The organism is Streptomyces sp. NPDC005393 (genome assembly GCF_040606675.1).
Lineage (GTDB): Bacteria > Actinomycetota > Actinomycetes > Streptomycetales > Streptomycetaceae > Streptomyces.
Map to the genome: position 1 here is coordinate 20,046 of NZ_JBEXFG010000056.1, position 19,956 is coordinate 40,001.

Sequence of the window (19,956 nt, forward strand, 5' to 3'; positions counted from 1 at the left end):
CCACGACCCCGCCGCCGCGCCGGGCGGCAAACACTCTGACTTTTCCGTGGACGTCCACCCGCCAACCCTCTCGTGAAGGAGAACGCGATGAACCGCGTGCAGAACACCGGGATCAACCACCCGAAGCCGTTCTACAACGAGGAGCAGAGCCGTCTGAAGAAGGCCGAGCTCGACCGCTACTTGGACAAGAAGATGGCGGAGTGGAAGGCCACCGTCCCCTTCGCGTCCCACCTGACCGAGCCTGAGCTCCACCAGGCGTACTACCGCCGCACCCTCATCGAGCACGTGTGGCGGATCCGCCTCTCCCGGGTCAGCCAGTCCAAGGCCATCTACAAGATCGCCCAGGTCGCGCCCAGGGCCGCCCGCGACTACGCGCAGTACCAGGCCGACGAGATGCTCCACGACAAGCTGTACATCAGCGACGCCGCGGCCGCCGGCGTCACCGAGGAAGAGATCCTCGCCACCGAGCCTTACCTCTCCACCCGCCTTTTCGAGGGCTTCTTCTACTACGCCCTGGAGCACGAGTCGGCCCTCGCCCCGGTCGTCTCCAACTACCTGGTCGAGTACACCCAGATCAAGCTCCAGCCGGCCATCGTCGAAAACCTCCAGGAGCGGCTCGGCAAGGAGAACGTCAAGGGTCAGGCCGCCCACCTCCACGTCGACAGCACCGAAGACCACTCCCAGGAGATGTGGGACATCCTCCACCAGCTGATCTTCAGCGAGGAGGACTTTGAGCAGGTGTTCAAGTACATCGACGACGTCCAGGAGATCCTCGCGATGTTCTTCCGGGAGATCTACGAGGACACCGTCGCCAAGCACGCGCAGACCGCCGCCGTGTGACCCGCACGTCCCGGGCCACGCCGACGACAGGATCAGCACGTCGGAGACCCCATGCGCCTGAGGGTTGAACCGATCGGGAGCTTCACGGGGACCTTCCGCGTCCCCGCCTCGAAGCCGGAGACACAGCGGGCGATCCTGGCGAGCGCCCTGGCCGAGGGACGCTCCCGGCCGCCTTGCCCGGCCCGCGCGGGGCCCAGCTGCGATGCCGGTCGGTGGCGCCTCTGAGCCATCGCGGGTCCGCCGGGCAGTCGTCGCCCGGCGGACCCGTACGGACCCCACCCCACCGCACCCCCGCCGCCCAGCAGAGAGGAACCCCGCGAATGTCCGCACCCGACACAGCCGCGCTCGTCAAGGAGTACCGCGAGAACGGCTTTGCGGTCGCCGAGCGTCTCTTCGATCCGAGCGAAGTCGCCGAGCTCAACACCGCCATCACGGAGATCCTGGACGTCCCTGACATCGGCTCCGTCGCCGAAGTGGAGCCGGGCGACAACGGCATGGCCCGCCGGATCTGGTCGCCCACCAAACAGCACTCCGCGTTCGAGCGGGCCGCCGCCCACCCCAAACTGCTCGACCATGTCGAGGCACTCATCGGCCCCGACATCCTGTTCCACTACAGCAAGCTCCACCTCAAGGCCCCGCAGGTGGGCAGTGTCGTGGAGTGGCACCAGGACTTCGGCTACTACCCCCACACCAACACCGACCTGGTGACGGCCCTCGTCTACCTCGACGACACCACCACCGAGAACTCCGCCCTCCAGGCCGTCCCCGGCTCTCACCGGCGCGGCCTCGCCGACCACTACGTCGACGGCCACTTCCGCGGCAAGGTGACGGGTGCCGACGCCCCCGACCCAGCGCTCGCCGTGCCCATCGAGGCGCCCGCTGGCAGCGTGGTCTTCATCCACTGCCTGCTCCTGCACTACTCCTCCCCGAACCGCTCCGACCGGTACCGCCGCGCCTTCCTGCCGGCCTACCGGGCGGCCGACGCCTACCCGATCCACTTCGGCCCGCACGCCGGCCACAACGAGCCCGGAGTGAAGCTGCTGCGCGGTAGCGTGTCGGACACGGCACGTGTGGAAGCCGGGGCGTGGCGCCTCCCGCTCGCGGAGCGCCCCTTCGGCTCGCTCTTCCAGCTCCAGGAGGGCGCCAACAAGACCGCGACTGCGGCGACCACCGGGTACGCCACGCTGGAGGAGACGAAGTGACAGCCCCATGAGCACGCCGAACGTGACGGTCGTCCGCGCCTGCCTGCGGGGCGGCGCGGGCGGCAGCCCCACGGCCGTCGTCCTGGAGGACGACGCGGACGGCCCGCCGCCGGGCGACGACGAGCGGCGCCGGATCCCCGTCGCACGGGGCACCTCGCACGCTGTGTACGTACGTCACGCCGACGACACGACCGAGCTGCGCTTCTTCACCGCGGAAGGGGAACTGCCCGCCTGCGGTCACGGCACGGTCGCCGCCCTCGCCCTCCTCGCGGCACGGCACGGCGGTGTCGGGCCCTACCGGGCCACCCTCCGTGCCGGGGGGCGCGTCTTCGCCGGGCGGGCCGAGCGTGCCGGCGAGCTGATCACCGCCGCCTTCGACCCCGGACCCGTTGACCTGCGCGAACCCACCGCAGAGGAACGCGCCCTCGTTCTTCCGGCCCTCGGTCTTGCGCCGGACGAGGCCGGGCCGGACGTCCGGATCGCCGGCGTGGGCCGCGAACGCATTCTGGTGCCGGTCCCCACCCGGGCCGCGCTCGCCGCGCTACGCCCGGACCTCGAACGCCTCAGGGCGGCCTGCGACCGGTTCGGCCTGCTCGGCGCGTATGTCCACTCGGAGCCTTCGCCCGAGGGCGCGCTCGCGGCCCGGATGTTCGCCCCTTCGATCGGCGTTCCAGAGGACCTCGCCAACGCCAACAGCACGGCCTGTCTCGTCGCACACCTGGCTGGCCGGGGCGTCCACCGGATCGCCGTCGACATGGGCGACGCCCTCGGCAGCCACGCCACCATCACCGCCACGGCGGGACCGGACCTGCGAGTCGAACTCGGCGGCACCGCACGGGTCCTGACGGAGCAACCGGCCCATCCGCTCTCTTGAAAATGACCGAGCCCTTTCGGCGTAGGTGCAGGTCAACCGGCCTCTTCGCGCGGGGTGACGGTGACGTCGAGGCCAGGGCGGCGAGTTGGGCGATCATGCGGCGGGTGTGCCGTTCCTCGCCGAGCCGGTTGGTGAAGTGGTCGGGGCCGAGGTGGGTGGTCTTGCTGCGCGCGGCGGTGGAGCCGGCCAGGAACAGGTCGGTCTTGAGCCGGGAGTTGCCATGGCGGGTCGTGCGATGGGTGACAGCCAGTCGCAGGCGGAGTGCCGACGGTGTGGGTTGTACCAGTCGGTGATCCAGGTCGCGATCTTGATGCCGGCCTCGGCCCCGGGTGCGGAAGTGGTGTCGGTGGATGTACTCGGCCTTCAGCGTCGAGTTCGTCGCCTCGGCGACCGCGTGTCCAGGGCGGAGGCGACGCGTCCCATGGACTGCACCACGCCCAGGCACACGCACGCGTCCCCGAAGGTCCTGGACCCGCGCTGCTGGACGCCCCCTCGCCCGATGTGGCACTTGGCGCCTGGCTCAGCGCCGCCACTGCGCAGATCAGCACCTCACGCGGCCTGACCGCGAGCGTGGTCGCGGCGGGGAGCGCGGACGCGTCCTGGTGCCATCGCGCCCTGGAAGCGGCCGCCGCGTCGCTGCTCGACCGCGCCCAGCGACACCGGAGCGTACGGCCCGACGTCTCTGTCCCTCAGCTGTCAAACTTGTGAACGCCGTGGCCCTGGCCACCGAACACCAACCGGAACCAGACCGCGCCCAACAGGCGGCGGCACTGCTCGACTTGCTGATGGACGGCCTGCGCTCGCGTGCGGCTCATTAGCACCGCGGGCACAGGGCAGCCTCCGTCATCAGCGATCACTTTGAGTGAAGCTACTTAACGAGATTAGAGCTAGTGGACTAGATTTTCCATATGCCTGAGCAGCCGCCCTATCTCCGCATCGCCGACGAACTTCGGCAGCGGATCGCGGAGCACGTATGGGAACCGGGCGACCGTCTGCCCTCCCGCGCCCAGATCGGCCAGGAGTGCAGCGTGGGCGAGAACGTGGTCCGCCGGGCGCAGGAATTGCTGATCTCTCAGGGCGTGCTGGAGGGACGGGCCGGATCGGGCACGTACGTCGCCGAGCCCCGGCAGCGGGTACGGGTCGTCCGGTCAACCGCGCGCGAGCAGCCCAGCGGATCGCCGTTCCGGGCCGACATGAAGGCCGTGGGCAGACAAGGGGCTTGGGAGAGCCGGACGGACGCCAAGGTGCCGGCACCAAGGGAGATCGCGGCGCGACTCGGAATCGCCGAGGGCGAGTTGTGCGTCCGCACGACATACGAGTTCCTGGCGGACGGCAGACCGGTGCAGCTGTCGACGAGTTGGGAGCCGTACGACCTCACGGCCGGCACTCTCGTCGTACTACCCGAAGGTGGGCCCCACGCGGGCGCCGGGGTCGTGAACCGCATGGCCGCGATCGGGGTCACGGTCAGCCATGCCGTGGAGCAGCCGGAGCCAAGGCAGGCGAGCGCCGAGGAGGCGTCGCTACTGGGCATCCAGAAGGCCGCGCTCGTTACGCACATCCGGCGGACGTACTACAGCGACGACGGGCGGCCCGTTGAGACGGCGGACATCGTGGTGCCCGCCGCTCACTGCGAGATCGTTTACGAGATCCCGATCAACCGGTGATCGCGCCGTCCGCAGCGAGCCCTCCGACGGAATCCACTACGCGGGCCACCTACTCGCTTCACCCGTAAATCTTTCGAGCCTCCCGACTGCCAGTGTCACAGTGCTTCCCACGGAGGACCGTGTGAGCCTGACGGATCAGGCCTCTTGTGATCTTGTGGAACAGATGAGGGGAGAGGTAGATGAGTCGCCGCAGAGGGACCCGTAAGGTCCCCGCAGTCGTAACTGCGACTGTGCGTGAGTGGAGCGACGAGGAGGGGTGGGGTGTGCTCGACTCGCCCGAGACTCCCGGAGGATGCTTCGGCCACTTCGCCGACATTCAGGCGCCCGGCTTTCGCACGCTGTCACCAGGGCAACAGGTCGATCTCATCTGGGAAGCACCCGGCTTCAAGCAGGACGGGTACGACTACCGCGCGGTGAGCATCATCCCCAGGCCTGTCTGACATCCACACCTGACATCAACGGCCGCCAACGCTGCCACACCGAAGTGGCCACGGCTGGACCAACGACGAGCCGTTCAAAGCCGTTTCAGCACCCTGCACCGCACGGTGATCGAACTCCTAAAGCGGGTGTCGCAGGTTCGAATCCTGCCGGGGGCACTATGCCTGACCAGGCGCGATGCACCAGAAAGGCCCCTCGGAAGTGATCTCCGAGGGGCTTTTTGGCCTTGCATGGGAACGAATGGGAACGCGCTGGCAGGCAGCATCCTGCGTGGGGCCCCTGGGCGACTCCCCCGGTTTCGTCCCCCTCTCGCTCGGCCGCCGCTGGCACGCCCCCGTCCACATCGGCGCCCTCAAGCCCGACAAGGGCCCCGCGGTCGCCCTCTACAACGTCCATTCCGACCACTTGCCGGCGTCACGCGCGCACCGTCCGCAAGTGATGACCCAAGCCGACGACTTAGCGTTCTTTGACGCCGTTGGTGCTCGCTGTGCGTCAGGCAGCCCGGGAGCGCCGGTAGTCGGCGAGGCCGCCAGCGGCCCACAATGGGACCAGGCGCGGGAGTTCGGTGCGCGGGACGGCGCCGCGTACGCATCGCAGACCGAGCTTCGCGAGGGAGTCGGCGGCCTCGTTGAGGGGGTGACCGGCGTGGGCCTTCTCATGGACGAAGGTCAGGTCAGGGGTGTACTCGGCGAGCAACTGCAGCTTGAACAGGCTCGGCTTGCGGCCTTGGGAGCGTAGGTGGGTGTCATAGCCCTCGGGCATGTCCGTCTCGCCTTGCTGCCAGCTGTGCAGGTGCCGCAGCGCCTGCAGGTTGTCCACACGGACCTCGATGGGCCGACCGGGGTGTGCAGGGAGGACCGCCTTGAGACCCCAGTACACGGCGCGCAGTTCGGTGACGACCACGCGGGAGCGGGGGCGCACGAGGTACTTCGGGTAGAGGTGAGCGCGCAGACCGGTGTGGCCGGTAGTAGCGAGGTAGCCGGAGGCCACCCGGTCCGGGCCGACCGAGGCGTCCGTGGCCAGCACGATCGGCCCGGCGACGGCCTTGACCTTGTCGTTCCCGCACACCTGGCGGCAAGTGGAGGTGGTGGCGTGGCGGGGTGCGTGGGCGAGGGGAGAACGACGACCCATGACAGTTGTTGCCTCCTTACCTTCGCAACAGAGCAGCGGGAGAGAGGGCGGGCGCGTGACGCCCGCCGGGCTTGGTCGTGTGGGTCAGGCGCCATCACTGTGTTGCCATGCCCCCTGGAATCCGCCAGATGTGGCGGGGCTCCGGAATTGCTCGCCGGTCAGATGGCGGCCGGGGCCTTCTTGTACCAGTCCGTGATCACCTTGGTCAGGTGCACGACGTTCTGCTGACGCATGATCGGGGCGGAGGCGTTCGGTTCGAAGTCCTCGTCCGCGTTCGTGGTACGCCAGATGCTGTCCTCGGTGACCGGGGCAGCCATGTGCCGGTCGAGCCGCTTGAAGAACTCCTGGATGTCGCCGTCCTCGGCCCCGGCCTCCCGCAGATTGCGGTAGACGCCGCCCAGGACGCGGAGCATGCCCACCGAGCCCAGGAGCGAGGACTCGCGCAGCCTCATGGCCTTGGTGGGGGGCGCCGGCGGCTCGCTCTTCTTCTTCTCGGAGAGCGAGGGGTCGTAGTTGTCCACGTCCTCCTCGGTGATCTCCGCGAGCGCGGTGAAAGCGATGGAGATGACATCCAGGAAGCCGCGGACGCTCTCGATGACCTCGTTGTCGGTCAGCGACTCGACCTTCTTGTTGACGCGGCCACCGGGACCGGCGATGACGGCCCGCGTGATGTCGGCGACGTGCTTGGCGCCCATCAGGTTGCGGTTGGTCAGGGTCATCCGGTCCCGCTCGATGTCGATCTTGCCCAGGAAGAGGGGGTGGGTGACGATGTCGCTGAGCGTGCGGTTGGCGATGCGCGAGGTGTCGAAGCGGGCCCGGACGGCACCGGAGATGCCCTTGGCGTTGTCCGCGACGTCGACGAACATCTGCTGGCCCTTGACGCCGTCGGGCTCCACGTAGATGTCGATGCCGACGAACTCGTCCTTGAGCCGCTGCATTCGGCCGATCAGAGTCTCACGGTCCTGCTCCAGCTTCGCCTTCTTGGCCTCGTTAGCGCGGAGGATCTCCCGGTCGATGCGGGAGACCTCGTCCGTGATGCGCTTCTTCTCCAGGTGGACTCCGAGGATGCGGTGCTGGCCGTCGATCGTGATCAGGCGGCCGATGCCGCCGATCGACCACGGGACGGTGAGGTAGCCGACCGAGCCGTCTTCGCTGATCGGCTCGAAGCGGCAGCCGCCGGTGTCGCGGATGAGGAGGGCCGGAGCCACCCAGCCGGGATTGTCGGCGAGGTACTGGCCGAAGCCCTTGGCGTGGGCGATGTCCACCTTGCGGTTGTCCGGATCCGGCTTGGCCGGGTCCGGGATGGTGAGGATGACCGAGAGATCGGCGAGCGGGATGCGGGTCGTGTAGACGGTCCGGCCGCCCTGGCTGGTGCGGATCGCCAGGTAAGTGGACTCCTCACGCACCAAGGAGAGGCGGGACGAGTCGACGGAGATGGTCATGGATGACTTCCTTTCCGAGCAGGTAGCCCTCGGGGGCAGCGGGAGAGAGGGCGGGCAGCGCATGACGCCCACCGGGTGGGGCATGCGGGTCAGGTGCCGCCGGCGTTCGGCGGGTGGACTCGGCCGTAGACGGTGAGGAACAGCTCCAAGTCGGCGCGTTCGTCGGGCGCGGCGTGACCGGAGGCGAGGCGGTTGTGTCCAGCCGGAGCGACACTCGGTATGGCCTTCTGTCGTCATAGCCGCCTCTGGCGGGCTGTCGTCATAGCCGCCTCTGGCGGGCCGCCGGCCGTGCTGGGATCTCCCGGCGGAGGTTGGTCGGCGGCGGTGCCGGGAGAGGGGAACTGCCGGGTCGACAGGCGGGTTCGGGACGGCGCGGGCTCCGGCTACCACGTCAGTACTTGCCGTTGCTCAGGATGTCGCCGTCAGCGTTGTAGACGGTGACAAGGCCGTTCTCTTTCGGCGCCCTGGACCTTGGTGACGTGCGCCGCGGCCTCCCGCGTCTTCGCGGACTCGTGCTTCTTCACGTACGCCTTGAAGGCGTCGACGGTGGACTGCTGGGGCGCGGCGGCCTTGGCGGAGCCAGTGCCCTTGGAGGACCCACGGCTCTTGGAGGAGCTGGTGCCCTTGGAGGACCCGGTAGACGCAGCGGAGGACGCGGCGCCGGCCGAGGAGTCGTCCGAGCCGGACCCCACGGCGGACGCGATACCGCCGATCACGATCACGGCCAGGACGCCGAGGCAGCCCAGCTTGGCCTTGGACCGCTTCTTCGGCGGCACGGGAGGCTGCGGGTATCCCGGCTGCTGCGCGTATCCCGGCTGCTGCGGGGGCTGGGTGGTCATCTGGGTTCCTCCTGTTGCGATGCGCGATGGGCGATGGCCGTGAGTGGAGAGATCCGATGCGCGGCACGGACACAACAGAGCACCCGGGCCGCCGCTTCCACTCGGAAGCAGGACTAGATAAGCACGCCACTGAAAGCACCGTCAATCAGCTTCACGGACTTGACGGCCGTTGTAGTCTGTTAACCGTCCACTGCCCGACTGGCCCGAGAGGTGCGGAACCCCACGCCATGCCCCAGCAGCCACCAGCCCAGCCTGCGCCCTCCGCGCATGTGACGGCCGCCGAGATCTCCCGCATCGCAGGGGTCACGCGCGCCACCGTCAGCAACTGGCGCCGCCGCCACGACGACTTCCCGGCCCCCAGCGCAGGCACGGAAGCCAGCCCGCTCTACGACCTGACGGCCGTCCAGGCATGGCTGCGGGGACGTGGGCACACCTCCACCGCCTCGCCGACCGAGGAACTGCGTACGGCGCTACGGCTACTGGGACCCGGCTCGGGTGTGGCCGCGCGACTGTTCCCACTGGTGGCCGCCGCGTCCCGGCGGACGCCGGAGGAGCTGGCCGAGCTCACCGCCGTGCCCGACGACCAGCTGATCGCCCAAGCGGAGAAGACCGCGGGCGAGCTCCCGGCTGCCGTGCCCGAGGCCGAGCCGGTCCGCTACGGTCCGGACGACGCGGGCGCGGTCCGCGCGCTGCTGGGTTGCGTCCGTGAGGCGGGGGCACAGGCCGCCGTCGACGTCCTCGCCGAACGCGAACTGGACGAGGGCGCCGCCAGCGGCGTTTACCAGACCCCGGAGGGCCTGGCCCTGCTCATGGCACGGCTCCTGCCCGCCGGCGCGTCCCGCGTCCTCGACCCTGCCTGCGGCAGCGGTACGCTCCTCGCCGCCGCCGCCCGGCAGGGCGCACGGGAGCTGTTCGGGCAGGACTCGCTCCCCGTCCAGGGCCGGCGCACCGCGGTCCGGCTGCTGCTCGCCGCGCCCGGGGCCGAGACGGCGATCCGCCTCGGCGACAGCCTGCGCGCCGACGCCTTCCCCGACGTCACCGTGGACGCCGTCCTGTGCAACCCGCCGTTCGCCGACCGCGATTGGGGTCATGACGAGCTGGCCTACGACCCGAGGTGGGCGTACGGGGTCCCACCGCGCTTCGAATCCGAACTGGCCTGGGTGCAACACGCTCTCGCGCACCTGGAGCCCGGCGGCCACGCGGTCATGCTGCTGCCGCCCGCGCTCGCCTTCCGCTCCTCCGGCCGCCGCATCCGCGCGGAACTCATCCGCAGCGGGGCCCTGCGCGCCGTCGTCTCACTCCCGGCACGTGCCGCGTATCCGCTCCACATCGGCCTGCAGATCTGGGTGTTCCAACGCCCCGAGCCGGGCGGCACGGACCGTACGACGGTGCTGTTCGTCGACGGGGAGGGCGAGCAGCGGGACGGCGCCGCGGGCACGCCGTCCGCCACCGACACGGCCACGGCCGGCGCCGGCACCCGCGGCGGCTCACGCCCCCGCCGATCCGGCTCCTCCTCTTCCGCCGCCTCCTCTGCCTCTGCCTCTTCCGCCTCTGCCTCCTCCTTCGACTGGGCGGGGCTGACCGACCGGGTCCTCGGCCAGTGGGCCGCGTTCACCACCGCCGCCGACACCTACGCCGACGAGCCCGGCGTCGCCCGCGCGGTGCCGCTCGTCGACCTCCTCGACGACATGGTCGACGTCACCCCGGCCCGCCATGTGCGGGCGACCGCAGCCGACATCGACCCGGCCGCCCTGGCCCGGCGCGTCCACGACCTGCACGGCCAACTGGCCGAGCAGGTCGCCGCCCTGGCGGCCGCCTCCGCGTCCGGCGGGTGGCAGCCGTCCGGGGCCTCGGCCCGCGAGTGGCGTACGGCGACCGTCTCCGACCTGGCACGCGGCGGGGCCCTGACCGTGCTGCGGGCGGCGACGCCCGGCACCCGAGGCTCCAAGGGCGGCGCCGCCCCCACCGTGGACCGGCCGGTCCTCACCGCCCAGGACATCTCGGCCGCAAACCCCCCGTCCGGCAGGGCCGTTGACATCCACGCGGACGCCGCGCAGCCCGTCGCCGCCGGGGACGTCCTCGTACGCGCCGTCGCGGGCGGCGGCGACGCGGCCGCGATGACCCGGGTCGCGGACGACCGGGACGCCGGAGCCCTGCTCGGTCCGCAGGTCCACCTCCTGCGCCCCGACCCGGCCCGCCTCGACCCGTGGTTCCTGGCCGGGTTCCTCGGCGCCGAGGACAACATCGCCTCCGCGTCCACCGGCTCCACCCTCGTGCACGTCACACCGGGCCGCCTGCGCGTACCGCTGCTGCCCCTGGAGGAGCAGAGGCGCTACGGGGAGGCCTTCCGCCGCGTGTACGAGCTGCGTGCGGCCGTCCGCCGAACCGCCGACCTCGCCGCCGACACCGCGGCCACCCTCACCACCGGCCTCACCGCCGGCGTACTCCTGCCACCGGACACCCCGGACGGCGGTTCCCCCTGAAACGCCCCACACGTCCCACCGCACACGACCACACTGGATTACTGCCGTCCCCCGCCCGGACGGTGCTCTTCGGAAGGAAGCCGGGACCTCTTGAACAGCAGCAAGCACACGGAGCTGGCGAACCACGCCTGGTCCGTCGCCGATCTCCTGCGTGGCGACTACAAGCAGTCCGACTACGGCAAGGTCATCCTGCCGTTCACCGTGCTGCGCCGCCTGGAGTGCGTCCTGGAGCCGACGCGCGAGAAGGTCGTCGAGACCGTCGCCAGGTTCGCGGGCCAGGAGATCGACACCGACCACTTCCTGCGCAAGGCCTCGGGTCACTCCTTCTACAACAAGAGCGACCTCACGCTGCGGAAGATCGCGGCCGACCCGCAGAACGCGGCGAAGAACCTGCAGATCTACGTCGGCGCCTTCTCCGACAACGCCCGCGAGGTCCTCGACAAGTACGAGTTCAACCAGCAGGTCAGGAAGCTCGACGGCGCGAACCTGCTCTACCGGGTCATCGGCAGTTTCACCGGCCTCGACCTGCACCCCGATGTCGTGCCCAACCACAACATGGGTTACATCTTCGAGGAGCTGATCCGCCGCTTCGCCGAGCAGTCGAACGAGACCGCGGGTGAGCACTTCACCCCGCGCGAGGTCATCAAGCTGATGGTCAACCTGCTGGTGGCGCCGGACGCGGACGCCCTCAGCCTGCCGGGTGTCGTCCGCACGGTCATGGACCCGGCCTGCGGCACGGGCGGCATGCTCAGCGCCGCCGACGACCGCATCAAGGCCCTCAACCCGGACGCGACGGTCGAGGTGTACGGGCAGGAGCTCAACCCCGAGTCCTGGGCGATCTGCCGGTCCGACCTCATGATCAAGGGCCAGGACCCGGAGAACATCCGCTTCGGCAACTCCTTCTCCGACGACGGCCACGCCCGCCGCAGGTTCGACTACATCCTCGCCAACCCGCCGTTCGGCGTGGAGTGGAAGAAGGTCAAGGAGGAGGTCGAGTACGAGCACAAGTCGCTCGGCGACGCCGGCCGCTTCGGCGCGGGCCTGCCGCGCATCAACGACGGTTCGCTGCTCTTCCTCCAGCACATGATCTCGAAGATGAAGCCGGTGGATGTGAACGGCGGGGGCGGCTCCCGCATCGCCATCGTCTTCAACGGCTCCCCGCTGTTCACGGGCGCGGCCGAGTCCGGCGAGTCCAACATCCGCCGCTGGATCCTGGAGAACGACTGGCTGGAGGCGATCGTCGCCCTCCCGGACCAGCTCTTCTACAACACCGGTATCTCCACGTACTTCTGGATCCTCACCAACCGCAAGGACGCCGACCACAAGGGCAAGGTCGTCCTGCTCGACGCTCGCGACCAGTGGGTGAAGATGCGCAAGTCGCTCGGCGACAAGCGCAAGGAACTCGGAGACGGGACGAACGGCCGCCCCGACCACATCGGCGACATCACCCGGCTGTACGCGGAGGCCGTCCAGGTCGCGAAGGACCCCGAGCACCCGTTGCACGGCAAGGTCAAGGTCTTCGCCAACGAGGACTTCGGCTACCAGCGCATCACCGTCGAACGACCGCTGAAGCTGCGCTTCGAGGTCACGGAGGAGACCTTGGCGGCGCTGGCGGAGGCCAAGCCGGTGGCGAAGCTGGAGCGGAGTGAGGAGTTCGTCGCGGCGGTGCGTACGCTGCTCGGCTCGACGTGGCCGACGAAGTCCGAGGCGTTCATCGCGCTCAAGGACGCGGTGGTCGCGGCCGGCCTGACCTGGCCGTCGGGAGCGCCGTTCGCGAAGGCGGTACGGGAGACGATCGGCGTCCGGGACCCGGAGGGCGAGGTCCAGAAGCTCAAGGGGACCCCGGAACCGGACGGGGACCTGCGGGACTACGAGAACGTTCCGCTCGGCGAGGACGTCGAGGACTACCTCAAGCGCGAGGTGCTGCCGCACGTCCCGGACGCGTGGATCGACCACACGAAGACGAAGATCGGCTACGAGATCCCGTTCACGCGGCACTTTTACGTGTACAAGCCGCCGAGGCCGTTGGCGGAGATCGACGCGGAGTTGAAGTCGCTGGAGGCGGAGATTCAGGCGCTGCTGGGCGAGGTGACCCAGTGAGCGGACGATCGACCACACTGCGAGCCGCAGCCGAGGTGGCGCTGGGACGACAGCGTGCGCCGCAGCACGATTCGGGGCCGCATATGGTCCCCTACCTTCGCGCGGCAAACGTCAAGGATGGCGTGCTGGATCTCAGCGACGTGAAGGAGATGAATTTCACGCCGGCCGAACAGCAGACTTTCTCACTCCACCCTGGAGACGTTCTCATCACAGAAGGCAGTGGGAGCATCAGCGCTGTTGGTGCCTCTGCTGTATGGCGGGGCGAGATTGACGGCGTCGTGTGTTTCCAGAACACCTTGCTCCGGCTGCGTCCTAGGGACGATCGCGCTGATGGGCGGTTTCTCGAGTGGTGGGCTCGTTCCACGTTCGGCAGTGGCGTATTCGCCTCCATTGCATCCGGTGCGAATATCTACCACATCAGCGCCGAGCGGGTGCGCGCTCTCCCGATTGAGCTGCCGCCGCTGGAGGAGCAGCGCCGCATCGCCGACTTCCTCGACGCTGAGACCTCGCGGCTGGACGACTTGGCTAAAACTCAGGTTCTCCTGATTGAACGCCTCAAAGAGCGCGAAGGGGTGGCCACTGAGCTGACGCTGTCCAATGCCTCTTCTAGCAGTGTGCGTCTTAAGCGCATGTTGACCGTGCCAATGTCGTACGGCGCAAATGAGTCAACTGAACATGATCGGCGCGACTGGCCTCGATATATTCGGACGACGGACATCGCTAACGACGGTAGGCTACGCGACGAGACGTTCGCTTCGCTGCCGCCCGACGTTGCCCGCAACTACATGTTGAGCGACGGAGATCTGCTCTTCGTGCGCAGTGGGGCTACTGTAGGGAAGAGCTTCGTCTACGAGTCACAGTATGGCCCGGCTGCACATGCAGGATATTTGATCAGGGCGCGCGTAAACAGAAATCTCACCCTACCCCGCCTGATTTGGCATTTCTGCCAAACCGCAAAGTATTGGCAACAAGTTGACGAAGGCGCCATCCAGGCTACAATTCAGAACGTCAATGCCGAGAAGTACGGAAATCTGCTCGTCCCTCTCGTTGATAGGGAGAGGCAGCATTCGACGCTGGAAATCCTAGACTCACAGCTGGCGACGTCGCGAATTCTGCAAAATCGAGCAAAGCAGTTGCTGGAACTGCTTGCCGAACGCCGCCAGGCCCTAATCACTGCAGCCGTAACCGGCCAGTTCGACGTCTTCACCGCCAGCGGGCGCAACGCAACGGACGGAGTGGGCGCGTAGCCATGAGTCCAATCCACACGGAGTCCGCATTCGGCGAGGCCATCGTCGCCGCCATGGTCGAGCGCGGCTGGCGCGAGGCCCGCTCGCAGGACTACCGGGCCGATCTCGGCCTGGACACCAACGAGTTGTTCACCTTCATCGGGGCGACCCAGCCCGACGAGTGGAGCGAGCTGCTCACCGTCTACGGCGGCGACCCGAACGAGGCGCAGCGCGGGTTCGCCGGACGCCTCGACCAGGCCATCGCCACCAACGGCCTCCTCGACGTCCTCCGCAACGGCGTCAAAGACCGGGGTGTCCTCCTCCGTGTCGCCTACTTCAAGCCGAACCTCGTCGCCCACGACTCTGTTCTCGACGGCTACCGGGCCAACCGCCTCACCGTCGTCCGCGAACTCGAGTATGCGACGAAGCAGGCCGACTGGGGCAACCGGCTCGACCTCGCCCTCTTCCTCAACGGAATCCCCGTTGCCACGGCCGAGTTGAAGAACCCGCTGACCAAGCAAGGGGTGGAGCACGCCAAGGAGCAGTACCGCACGGACCGCGACCCCACCGAGTTGATCTTCACGCGCCGAGTCGTCGCGAACTTCGCCGTCGACCCGGACCTGGTCTTCGTCGCCACCCAGCTCAAGGGCAAGAACACCCGCTTCCTCCCGTTCAACACCGGCTCCAACGGCCCCGGTCAGCCGGGCGGCGCCGGCAACCCGGCCCCGACCGCCTTCGGCACGTACGCGACCTCCTACCTCTGGGAGCAGGTCTGGCAGCCGGACAACTGGCTGGACCTGCTCCAGCGGTTCGTGCACCTGCACAAGAGCAAGACGCCCGGTGGCGGCAGCACGAAGACGATGGTCTTCCCCCGGTTCCAGCAGTGGGACGCGGTCAAGAAGCTCACCGCGCACGCCGCAACGCACGGCGCGGGACACGACTACCTGGTCATGGCCTCGGCCGGCTCGGGCAAGTCGAACACCATCGGCTGGCTCGCGCACCGCCTCAGTGACCTGCACACCCCCACCGACCTCCGCGAACTCGACGCCGAGGCCGTGGCCAAGGGCCTCAGGCCGGGTGTGCCGGTCTTCGACAAGGTCATCGTCATCACCGACCGCCGCAACCTGGACGCACAGCTCCGGGAGACGATCGGTAATTTCGAGCAGACCGCAGGCCTTGTCGTGAAGATCGACGAAAAGCACGGGGCGAAGGGCGAGCAGCTCGCGAAGGCCCTCTCGCGTGACACCGGGAAAATCGTCACCGTCACACTGCACTCGTTCCCAGCGCTGCTCGACTACCTCCAGCGCAACCCCACCGAGATCCAGGGCAGCCACTTCGCGATCATCGTGGACGAGGCGCACTCCTCGCAGTCCGGCGACGCCGCCACCGCCGTACGATCCGCCCTGCGCGACCTCGGACTGGACTCCGACTCGGACGACGCGGGCGCGACCACGGTGAAGGCCGAGGCCGCCAGCCTGGACGAGCAGCTCAAGAAGCGGGCCGAGCAGCGTTCCCGCGCCGCGAACCTCTCCTACTTCGCGTTCACCGCCACGCCGAAGGCCAAAACCCTCGAACTCTTCGGCACGCTCCAGGACATCGACGGCAAGGCGACCTACCGGCCCTTCCACACGTACTCCATGCGTCAGGCGATCGAGGAGGGCTTCATCCTCGATCCGCTGCGCAACTACGTCACGTACAACACGTACTGGAAGCTGGTGAACCAGAATCCCGACGAGCGGGAGGTCGACCCGTCGAAGGCGAACGGCCTGCTCGCCCGGTACGCGCTGACCCATGACTCGACGGTCGCCCAGCACGCCCAGGTGATCGTGGAGCACTTCGTGGCGCACAGCCGGGGCCGTCTCGGCGGTCGGGCCAAGTCCATGGTGGTGACCGCCTCACGGCAGTCCGCCGTGCAGATGGCGCGCGCGATCAAGAGCTACATCAAGGACCGGGACTACGACACCAAGTACCCCGACCTGGGTGTCCTCGTCGCCTTCTCCGGCTCGCTCACGATCGACGGCAAGGAGACCACCGAGCCGAAGGAGAACGGCGGGCTGTCGGAGAGCGCGCTGCCGAAGGCGTTCGCGTACACGCGTGCCGACGACAAGGCCGCCCGAGCCGGCGGTGCGGGCCAGCGCGAGTACAGGATCCTGGTCGTGGCGGAGAAGTACCAGACCGGCTTCGACCAGCCGCTGCTGACGACGATGTACGTCAACAAGTCACTGACCGGCATCTCCGCCGTCCAGACCCTGTCCCGGCTGAACCGGACCGCCGAGCGCAAGACCCAGGCGGACCTGGCGGTCCTGGACTTCGTCAACGACGCCAACGACATACAGGAGTCCTTCCGCCCGTACTTCGAGGAGGCGAACACCCTCCCCTCCGACCCCAACCTGCTCTACACCGCGCAGAGCCGGGTCATGCAGGCGGCGATCCTGTCCGGGCAGGAGATGGACGAGTTCGCCGCCGCGTACTTCGCCGCCAAGGAGAAGGCCGCGGGCTCACAGTCCAAGTGGGAGAAGCTGCACGCCGAGCTGTACCGGCTGCTCTCGCCCGCCGTCGCCCGCTTCACCGCTCTGCAGGACAGCGAGGACGAGGACGACCAGGAGACGGCGGAGGGCTTCCGCGCCGACCTCAACGACTACGTCAGGAAGTACGGCTTCCTCGCGCAGATCGTCCCTTACCGGGACGCCGAGCTGGAGCGGCTGCACCTCTACGGCCGCTACCTCCTCAACCGGCTGCCGCGCCGCGCGGACGGTGGCGTGGACATAGGCGAGGTCGAGCTCAGCGCTATCCGGGTGGACCAGACCGGCGAGTACAACGTCTCCCTCACCTCCGAGGGGCCGACGACTATGCAGGGCTTCGGCGACGGCTCGGGCGGTGCGAAGGAAGCGGAGAAGTCGCTGCTGTCGCAGTTGATCGAGGAGTTCAACGCACGCTTCGGCACCGATTTCACCGAGCAGGACTTCATCCGCCCGTTCGAGGAGGCCACGGCCGACCCGAAGGTGCGGGCGGCGGCCGTCGTCAACGGCGAGGACAACTTCGGCCTTGTCTTCGACAACGTCTTCGCGGACAAGATGGCCGACCACATCGACACCATCGCGGGACTGGGCCGCCAGTACTTCGGCCCCGACAAGGGCTTCAAGTCCAGCCTGGACCGCAGCGCCCGCAAGGCCGCCTGGCGGATGATCCGCCGCGAGGCGGGCCTGGACGACGACGTCTGATGCGTACGCCCCGGCTGGATATGCCGGCCGGGGCGCCCTTTGGAGAACGTCATAAGCACAGCCGAACCACGGCACGGAGCACTGGCGCGGGCCGCTGCGGCCTTCTGCCTCCTCTCAACTACGAGAAGCCACTTCAGGAGCGGGCGATGGACAACGAGATTCAACGGGATGCTCCAGTGGCAGGTCGAGACTGTCGAGGCGCGGTGCGCCCTGTTGGAGCGGCGCAACGCTCCTTGGCAATGCGGCGATGGATCAGCCGCGGCCACTCCTCGCCTGGCCCACCGCGAGACCGAACTCGTGAAGTCAGGATCGGGGATCGGCTGCACATGTCATCGGATCTCTGCGTCAAAAACTGTGCGCAGTGCAAGTTGTCCTCTTCATGAGGTGCAACGGATCTGGAGGGGAAATAATGAACCACACGGCAGACGAGCTCGAACCGTCTCGGCTCCAGAAGGCCGTCGAGACGATCGTCATCACACCGCAGGCGGCCGCCAAGCTCGTAGACGGTTACCGTGCGACTTTCGAGGCCAAGTTCAAGCGGAAGCCCGAAAGCCTGGAGGACAAGCGCCGGATCGCCGCCAAGATCATAGGCCGGTACGCCAAACTCTCGGCGGCCACTGGGGCGGCCACCGCAGCTCCGAGCGTGATTCCGGGGATCGGGACGGCGGTCGCAGTCCTGGGCGGCGGTGCCGCTGATGCTGCCGCAGCACTCAAGCTCCAGGTCGACATGTGCATGTGCCTGGTCGAGGTGTACGAGACCGAGCTGGGCGATGAGGACAAGAAGCAGCTCGCCTTCGTGCTCGCGTTGGCAAGTTCGGCAGAACAGATGGCGGCGAAGGGCGGCAAGGCAGCGGTCATGAAGATCGCCGAGAAGTTGGTCTACCTGTACCTGCGGGGGCCCGCCCTGGTCACGATCAAGCAGTTGTTCAAGCGGGTGTCCATCACCTTCACCCAGAAGGCGATGGCCAAGGCGATACCCGCCGGCGTAGGCGTCGCTTTCAGTGGCTCGACCAACTACGTCCTGACGAGGGTGGTGGGCAGGGTCGCCGTCGCCGTCCTGGCCAAAGACGTGAAGTAGCGCGGGCGTCTTTCTGCCGCAGCCGACCGGGCAACCCGTGAGGCCCAGCCGCCTGTGCGACTGGGCCCCGCCGGTTACGAAGGTACGGCTCAGACGGCCTGGTCGGCGGCCAGCCGGACGAGCCCGGCCCACGCCTCGGGGGTGACTGTCAGAACCGGTCCGGATCGGACCTTCGAGTCCCGGATGTGTATGCCCTCGACGGCGGCTGCGACCTCGACACACTCGCCACCCCCGCCGCTGCTGTAGCTACTCGTGAACCAGGCCGACACCGGCACGGTCGACTCGGTGTGCTGAACACTCATCTCTCTCCCAGCAGTTCCTCGATGAAGGCCAGCGACTCACAGGGGGTGAGCGCCTGTGACCGGAGAATGCCATATCGGGCTTCGAGCTCACGGATCTTTCCCGCACTGGTGTACAGGCGGCTGTCGTCCTGCACCTCGGTGTACGCGATGCGTCGCCCTTCGGCAGTGTCGATCAGATTGAAGGGGCCGCCCAGCCCTGCATGGTCTTCTCGCTCAGTCGGCATCACCTGAATCTCCACGTTGCGGTTCTGCCCTACGAGCAGGATTTGCTCCAACTGCCCCCGGAGTGCCGCCCATCCACCGATTGGCTTGCGCAGCACAACTTCCTCGATGATGAAGCTCAGCAGCGGTGCTGATCGACGAGTGAAGATGTCTTGCCGCACCATCCGAGCCGCCAGACGCTGTTCAATGACATCGTCATCAAGTAGCGGGCGCTGCATGCGGAAAACAGCCCTCGCATACTCCTCTGTCTGCAACAGGCCCGGCACCGCATGCGTCGCGTACACGCACAGGCCGACCGCGCCCGCCTCCAACCGCGCCATGTCCCGGAAGAACGCCGGATACTGCGCCCGCCCCACCTCCTCCTTCAGGGCTTTCAGGACGCCCCCGGCGTCCAGCACCTCGTCCGCGCGGTCGATGAACCTCGGCGGGGGAATCCGCCGCCCCTGCTCGAAGGAGGCGATCGACTGGGCCGCGTAGCCCGTGAGCTTCCCGAACTCCGGCCGATCCAGGCCCGCCCGTACCCGCAGCAGCTTCAACTGCCTCCCGAACGCCGTCACCACGCCCGATCCCGGCTCGTCCTCCGGCCTCGGCCCGGCGTCATCCCGCACACCCTCGGCCTCGCCCCGCTCCACCGACTCCATCGGCTCCACCGCCTCCCCGGCCCCGTTCCCCGGCCCAACGCGCCCACCCCGAGCCGGTCACGCGGCGCGCCTCGTACACCTCCCGCCCCGTCGCGTACAACCAGCACGCGACGGCGCGTCACCACTGGTGACGCTACGCCACCGCCGGGACCAATGGAGCATGAACAGTGAGACCGCTGCCCCCGACCCCGTCCCCCGGCCCACCAACCCCACAGGCCACTTCGCGATGCGCTTCAGCTCCACCCCGCGCGGC

The 19,956-nt window shown here is 68.3% G+C and carries 16 protein-coding genes; 11 read left to right on the forward strand and 5 right to left on the reverse strand.

Translation table 11 applies throughout. From position 1 onward, the window contains the following. Nucleotides 1-87 precede the first annotated feature (87 nt). From ABZS71_RS31005 to ABZS71_RS31030, 6 genes are all read left to right on the forward strand, one after another. On the forward strand, nucleotides 88-840 hold the full coding sequence (locus ABZS71_RS31005; protein WP_356215327.1) for an iron-containing redox enzyme family protein: 753 nt from the start codon (nucleotides 88-90) through the stop codon (nucleotides 838-840). Between the two features lie 320 nt (nucleotides 841-1,160). Beyond that, entirely contained in the window at nucleotides 1,161-2,042 is an 882-nt protein-coding gene (locus tag ABZS71_RS31010; protein WP_356215329.1) for a phytanoyl-CoA dioxygenase family protein, read from the forward strand. 7 nt (nucleotides 2,043-2,049) lie between these two features. Further along, nucleotides 2,050-2,916: a PhzF family phenazine biosynthesis isomerase gene (locus tag ABZS71_RS31015; protein WP_356215331.1), complete on the forward strand. Its 867-nt coding sequence runs from the start codon at nucleotides 2,050-2,052 to the stop codon at nucleotides 2,914-2,916. A 501-nt stretch (nucleotides 2,917-3,417) separates the two neighbouring features. Continuing rightward, nucleotides 3,418-3,624: a hypothetical protein gene (locus ABZS71_RS31020; protein ID WP_356215333.1), complete on the forward strand. Its 207-nt coding sequence runs from the start codon at nucleotides 3,418-3,420 to the stop codon at nucleotides 3,622-3,624. Between the two features lie 200 nt (nucleotides 3,625-3,824). After that, nucleotides 3,825-4,580, forward strand: coding sequence for a GntR family transcriptional regulator (locus ABZS71_RS31025; protein ID WP_356215335.1), 756 nt, complete (start codon nucleotides 3,825-3,827; stop codon nucleotides 4,578-4,580). A 179-nt stretch (nucleotides 4,581-4,759) separates the two neighbouring features. Beyond that, on the forward strand, nucleotides 4,760-5,020 hold the full coding sequence (locus tag ABZS71_RS31030; protein ID WP_355845348.1) for a cold shock domain-containing protein: 261 nt from the start codon (nucleotides 4,760-4,762) through the stop codon (nucleotides 5,018-5,020). A 490-nt stretch (nucleotides 5,021-5,510) separates the two neighbouring features. Here ABZS71_RS31030 and ABZS71_RS31035 read toward each other — a convergent pair whose 3' ends face one another. The 3 genes from ABZS71_RS31035 to ABZS71_RS31045 all read right to left on the reverse strand — a co-directional run bounded on the left by ABZS71_RS31035 (nucleotide 5,511) and on the right by ABZS71_RS31045 (nucleotide 8,430). Next, nucleotides 5,511-6,149, reverse strand: coding sequence for a hypothetical protein (locus ABZS71_RS31035; RefSeq protein WP_356215337.1), 639 nt, complete (start codon nucleotides 6,147-6,149; stop codon nucleotides 5,511-5,513). Nucleotides 6,150-6,307: 158 nt separating this feature from the next. Further along, nucleotides 6,308-7,591, reverse strand: coding sequence for a DNA sulfur modification protein DndB (locus ABZS71_RS31040; protein ID WP_355845354.1), 1,284 nt, complete (start codon nucleotides 7,589-7,591; stop codon nucleotides 6,308-6,310). 422 nt (nucleotides 7,592-8,013) lie between these two features. Then, nucleotides 8,014-8,430 (reverse strand): hypothetical protein, encoded by a 417-nt coding sequence (locus tag ABZS71_RS31045; RefSeq protein WP_356215339.1) that lies wholly within the window; start codon nucleotides 8,428-8,430, stop codon nucleotides 8,014-8,016. 269 nt (nucleotides 8,431-8,699) lie between these two features. Here ABZS71_RS31045 and ABZS71_RS31050 point away from each other — a divergent pair, with 269 nt between their 5' ends. The 5 genes from ABZS71_RS31050 (at nucleotide 8,700) to ABZS71_RS31070 (ending at nucleotide 18,538) form a co-directional block, all read left to right on the forward strand. Continuing rightward, nucleotides 8,700-10,913 (forward strand): N-6 DNA methylase, encoded by a 2,214-nt coding sequence (locus ABZS71_RS31050; RefSeq protein WP_355845542.1) that lies wholly within the window; start codon nucleotides 8,700-8,702, stop codon nucleotides 10,911-10,913. A 90-nt stretch (nucleotides 10,914-11,003) separates the two neighbouring features. After that, entirely contained in the window at nucleotides 11,004-13,013 is a 2,010-nt protein-coding gene (locus ABZS71_RS31055; protein WP_355845360.1) for a class I SAM-dependent DNA methyltransferase, read from the forward strand. Then, the gene (locus ABZS71_RS31060; RefSeq protein ID WP_356215341.1) at nucleotides 13,010-14,260 is read left to right on the forward strand and encodes a restriction endonuclease subunit S; all 1,251 of its coding nucleotides are present in this window, start codon (nucleotides 13,010-13,012) and stop codon (nucleotides 14,258-14,260) included. The genes ABZS71_RS31055 and ABZS71_RS31060 overlap by 4 nt, the downstream gene beginning before the upstream one ends. Nucleotides 14,261-14,262: 2 nt before the next feature. Then, a complete protein-coding gene (locus tag ABZS71_RS31065; protein WP_356215343.1) occupies nucleotides 14,263-17,460 on the forward strand; it encodes a type I restriction endonuclease in 3,198 nt (1,065 codons plus the stop codon). Nucleotides 17,461-17,869: 409 nt separating this feature from the next. Beyond that, nucleotides 17,870-18,538, forward strand: a complete 669-nt coding sequence (locus tag ABZS71_RS31070; protein ID WP_356215345.1) for a hypothetical protein — start codon at nucleotides 17,870-17,872, stop codon at nucleotides 18,536-18,538. An 89-nt stretch (nucleotides 18,539-18,627) separates the two neighbouring features. Here the strand turns inward: ABZS71_RS31070 and ABZS71_RS31075 are convergent, their stop codons facing one another. Together ABZS71_RS31075 and ABZS71_RS31080 are read right to left on the reverse strand one after the other, a co-directional pair. Beyond that, nucleotides 18,628-18,840 carry a DUF397 domain-containing protein gene (locus ABZS71_RS31075; RefSeq protein ID WP_356215347.1) on the reverse strand — a complete coding sequence of 71 codons (213 nt, stop codon included), beginning with the start codon at nucleotides 18,838-18,840 and terminating at the stop codon, nucleotides 18,628-18,630. Continuing rightward, a complete protein-coding gene (locus tag ABZS71_RS31080) occupies nucleotides 18,837-19,703 on the reverse strand; it encodes a helix-turn-helix transcriptional regulator (protein WP_356215351.1) in 867 nt (288 codons plus the stop codon). The genes ABZS71_RS31075 and ABZS71_RS31080 overlap by 4 nt, the downstream gene beginning before the upstream one ends. Nucleotides 19,704-19,956: the final 253 nt, after the last annotated feature.

What these genes read in the sequence shown, in the direction of transcription:
- ABZS71_RS31005 (WP_356215327.1), top strand. Translation starts at nt 88, where the DNA reads ATGAACCGCGTGCAGAACACCGGGATCAACCACCCGAAGCCGTTCTAC.
- ABZS71_RS31010 (WP_356215329.1), top strand. Translation starts at nt 1,161, where the DNA reads ATGTCCGCACCCGACACAGCCGCGCTCGTCAAGGAGTACCGCGAGAAC.
- ABZS71_RS31015 (WP_356215331.1), top strand. Translation starts at nt 2,050, where the DNA reads ATGAGCACGCCGAACGTGACGGTCGTCCGCGCCTGCCTGCGGGGCGGC.
- ABZS71_RS31025 (WP_356215335.1), top strand. Translation starts at nt 3,825, where the DNA reads ATGCCTGAGCAGCCGCCCTATCTCCGCATCGCCGACGAACTTCGGCAG.
- ABZS71_RS31030 (WP_355845348.1), top strand. Translation starts at nt 4,760, where the DNA reads ATGAGTCGCCGCAGAGGGACCCGTAAGGTCCCCGCAGTCGTAACTGCG.
- ABZS71_RS31035 (WP_356215337.1), bottom strand. Translation starts at nt 6,149, where the DNA reads ATGGGTCGTCGTTCTCCCCTCGCCCACGCACCCCGCCACGCCACCACC.
- ABZS71_RS31040 (WP_355845354.1), bottom strand. Translation starts at nt 7,591, where the DNA reads ATGACCATCTCCGTCGACTCGTCCCGCCTCTCCTTGGTGCGTGAGGAG.
- ABZS71_RS31045 (WP_356215339.1), bottom strand. Translation starts at nt 8,430, where the DNA reads ATGACCACCCAGCCCCCGCAGCAGCCGGGATACGCGCAGCAGCCGGGA.
- ABZS71_RS31065 (WP_356215343.1), top strand. Translation starts at nt 14,263, where the DNA reads ATGAGTCCAATCCACACGGAGTCCGCATTCGGCGAGGCCATCGTCGCC.
- ABZS71_RS31070 (WP_356215345.1), top strand. Translation starts at nt 17,870, where the DNA reads ATGAACCACACGGCAGACGAGCTCGAACCGTCTCGGCTCCAGAAGGCC.
- ABZS71_RS31075 (WP_356215347.1), bottom strand. Translation starts at nt 18,840, where the DNA reads ATGAGTGTTCAGCACACCGAGTCGACCGTGCCGGTGTCGGCCTGGTTC.
- ABZS71_RS31080 (WP_356215351.1), bottom strand. Translation starts at nt 19,703, where the DNA reads ATGGAGTCGGTGGAGCGGGGCGAGGCCGAGGGTGTGCGGGATGACGCC.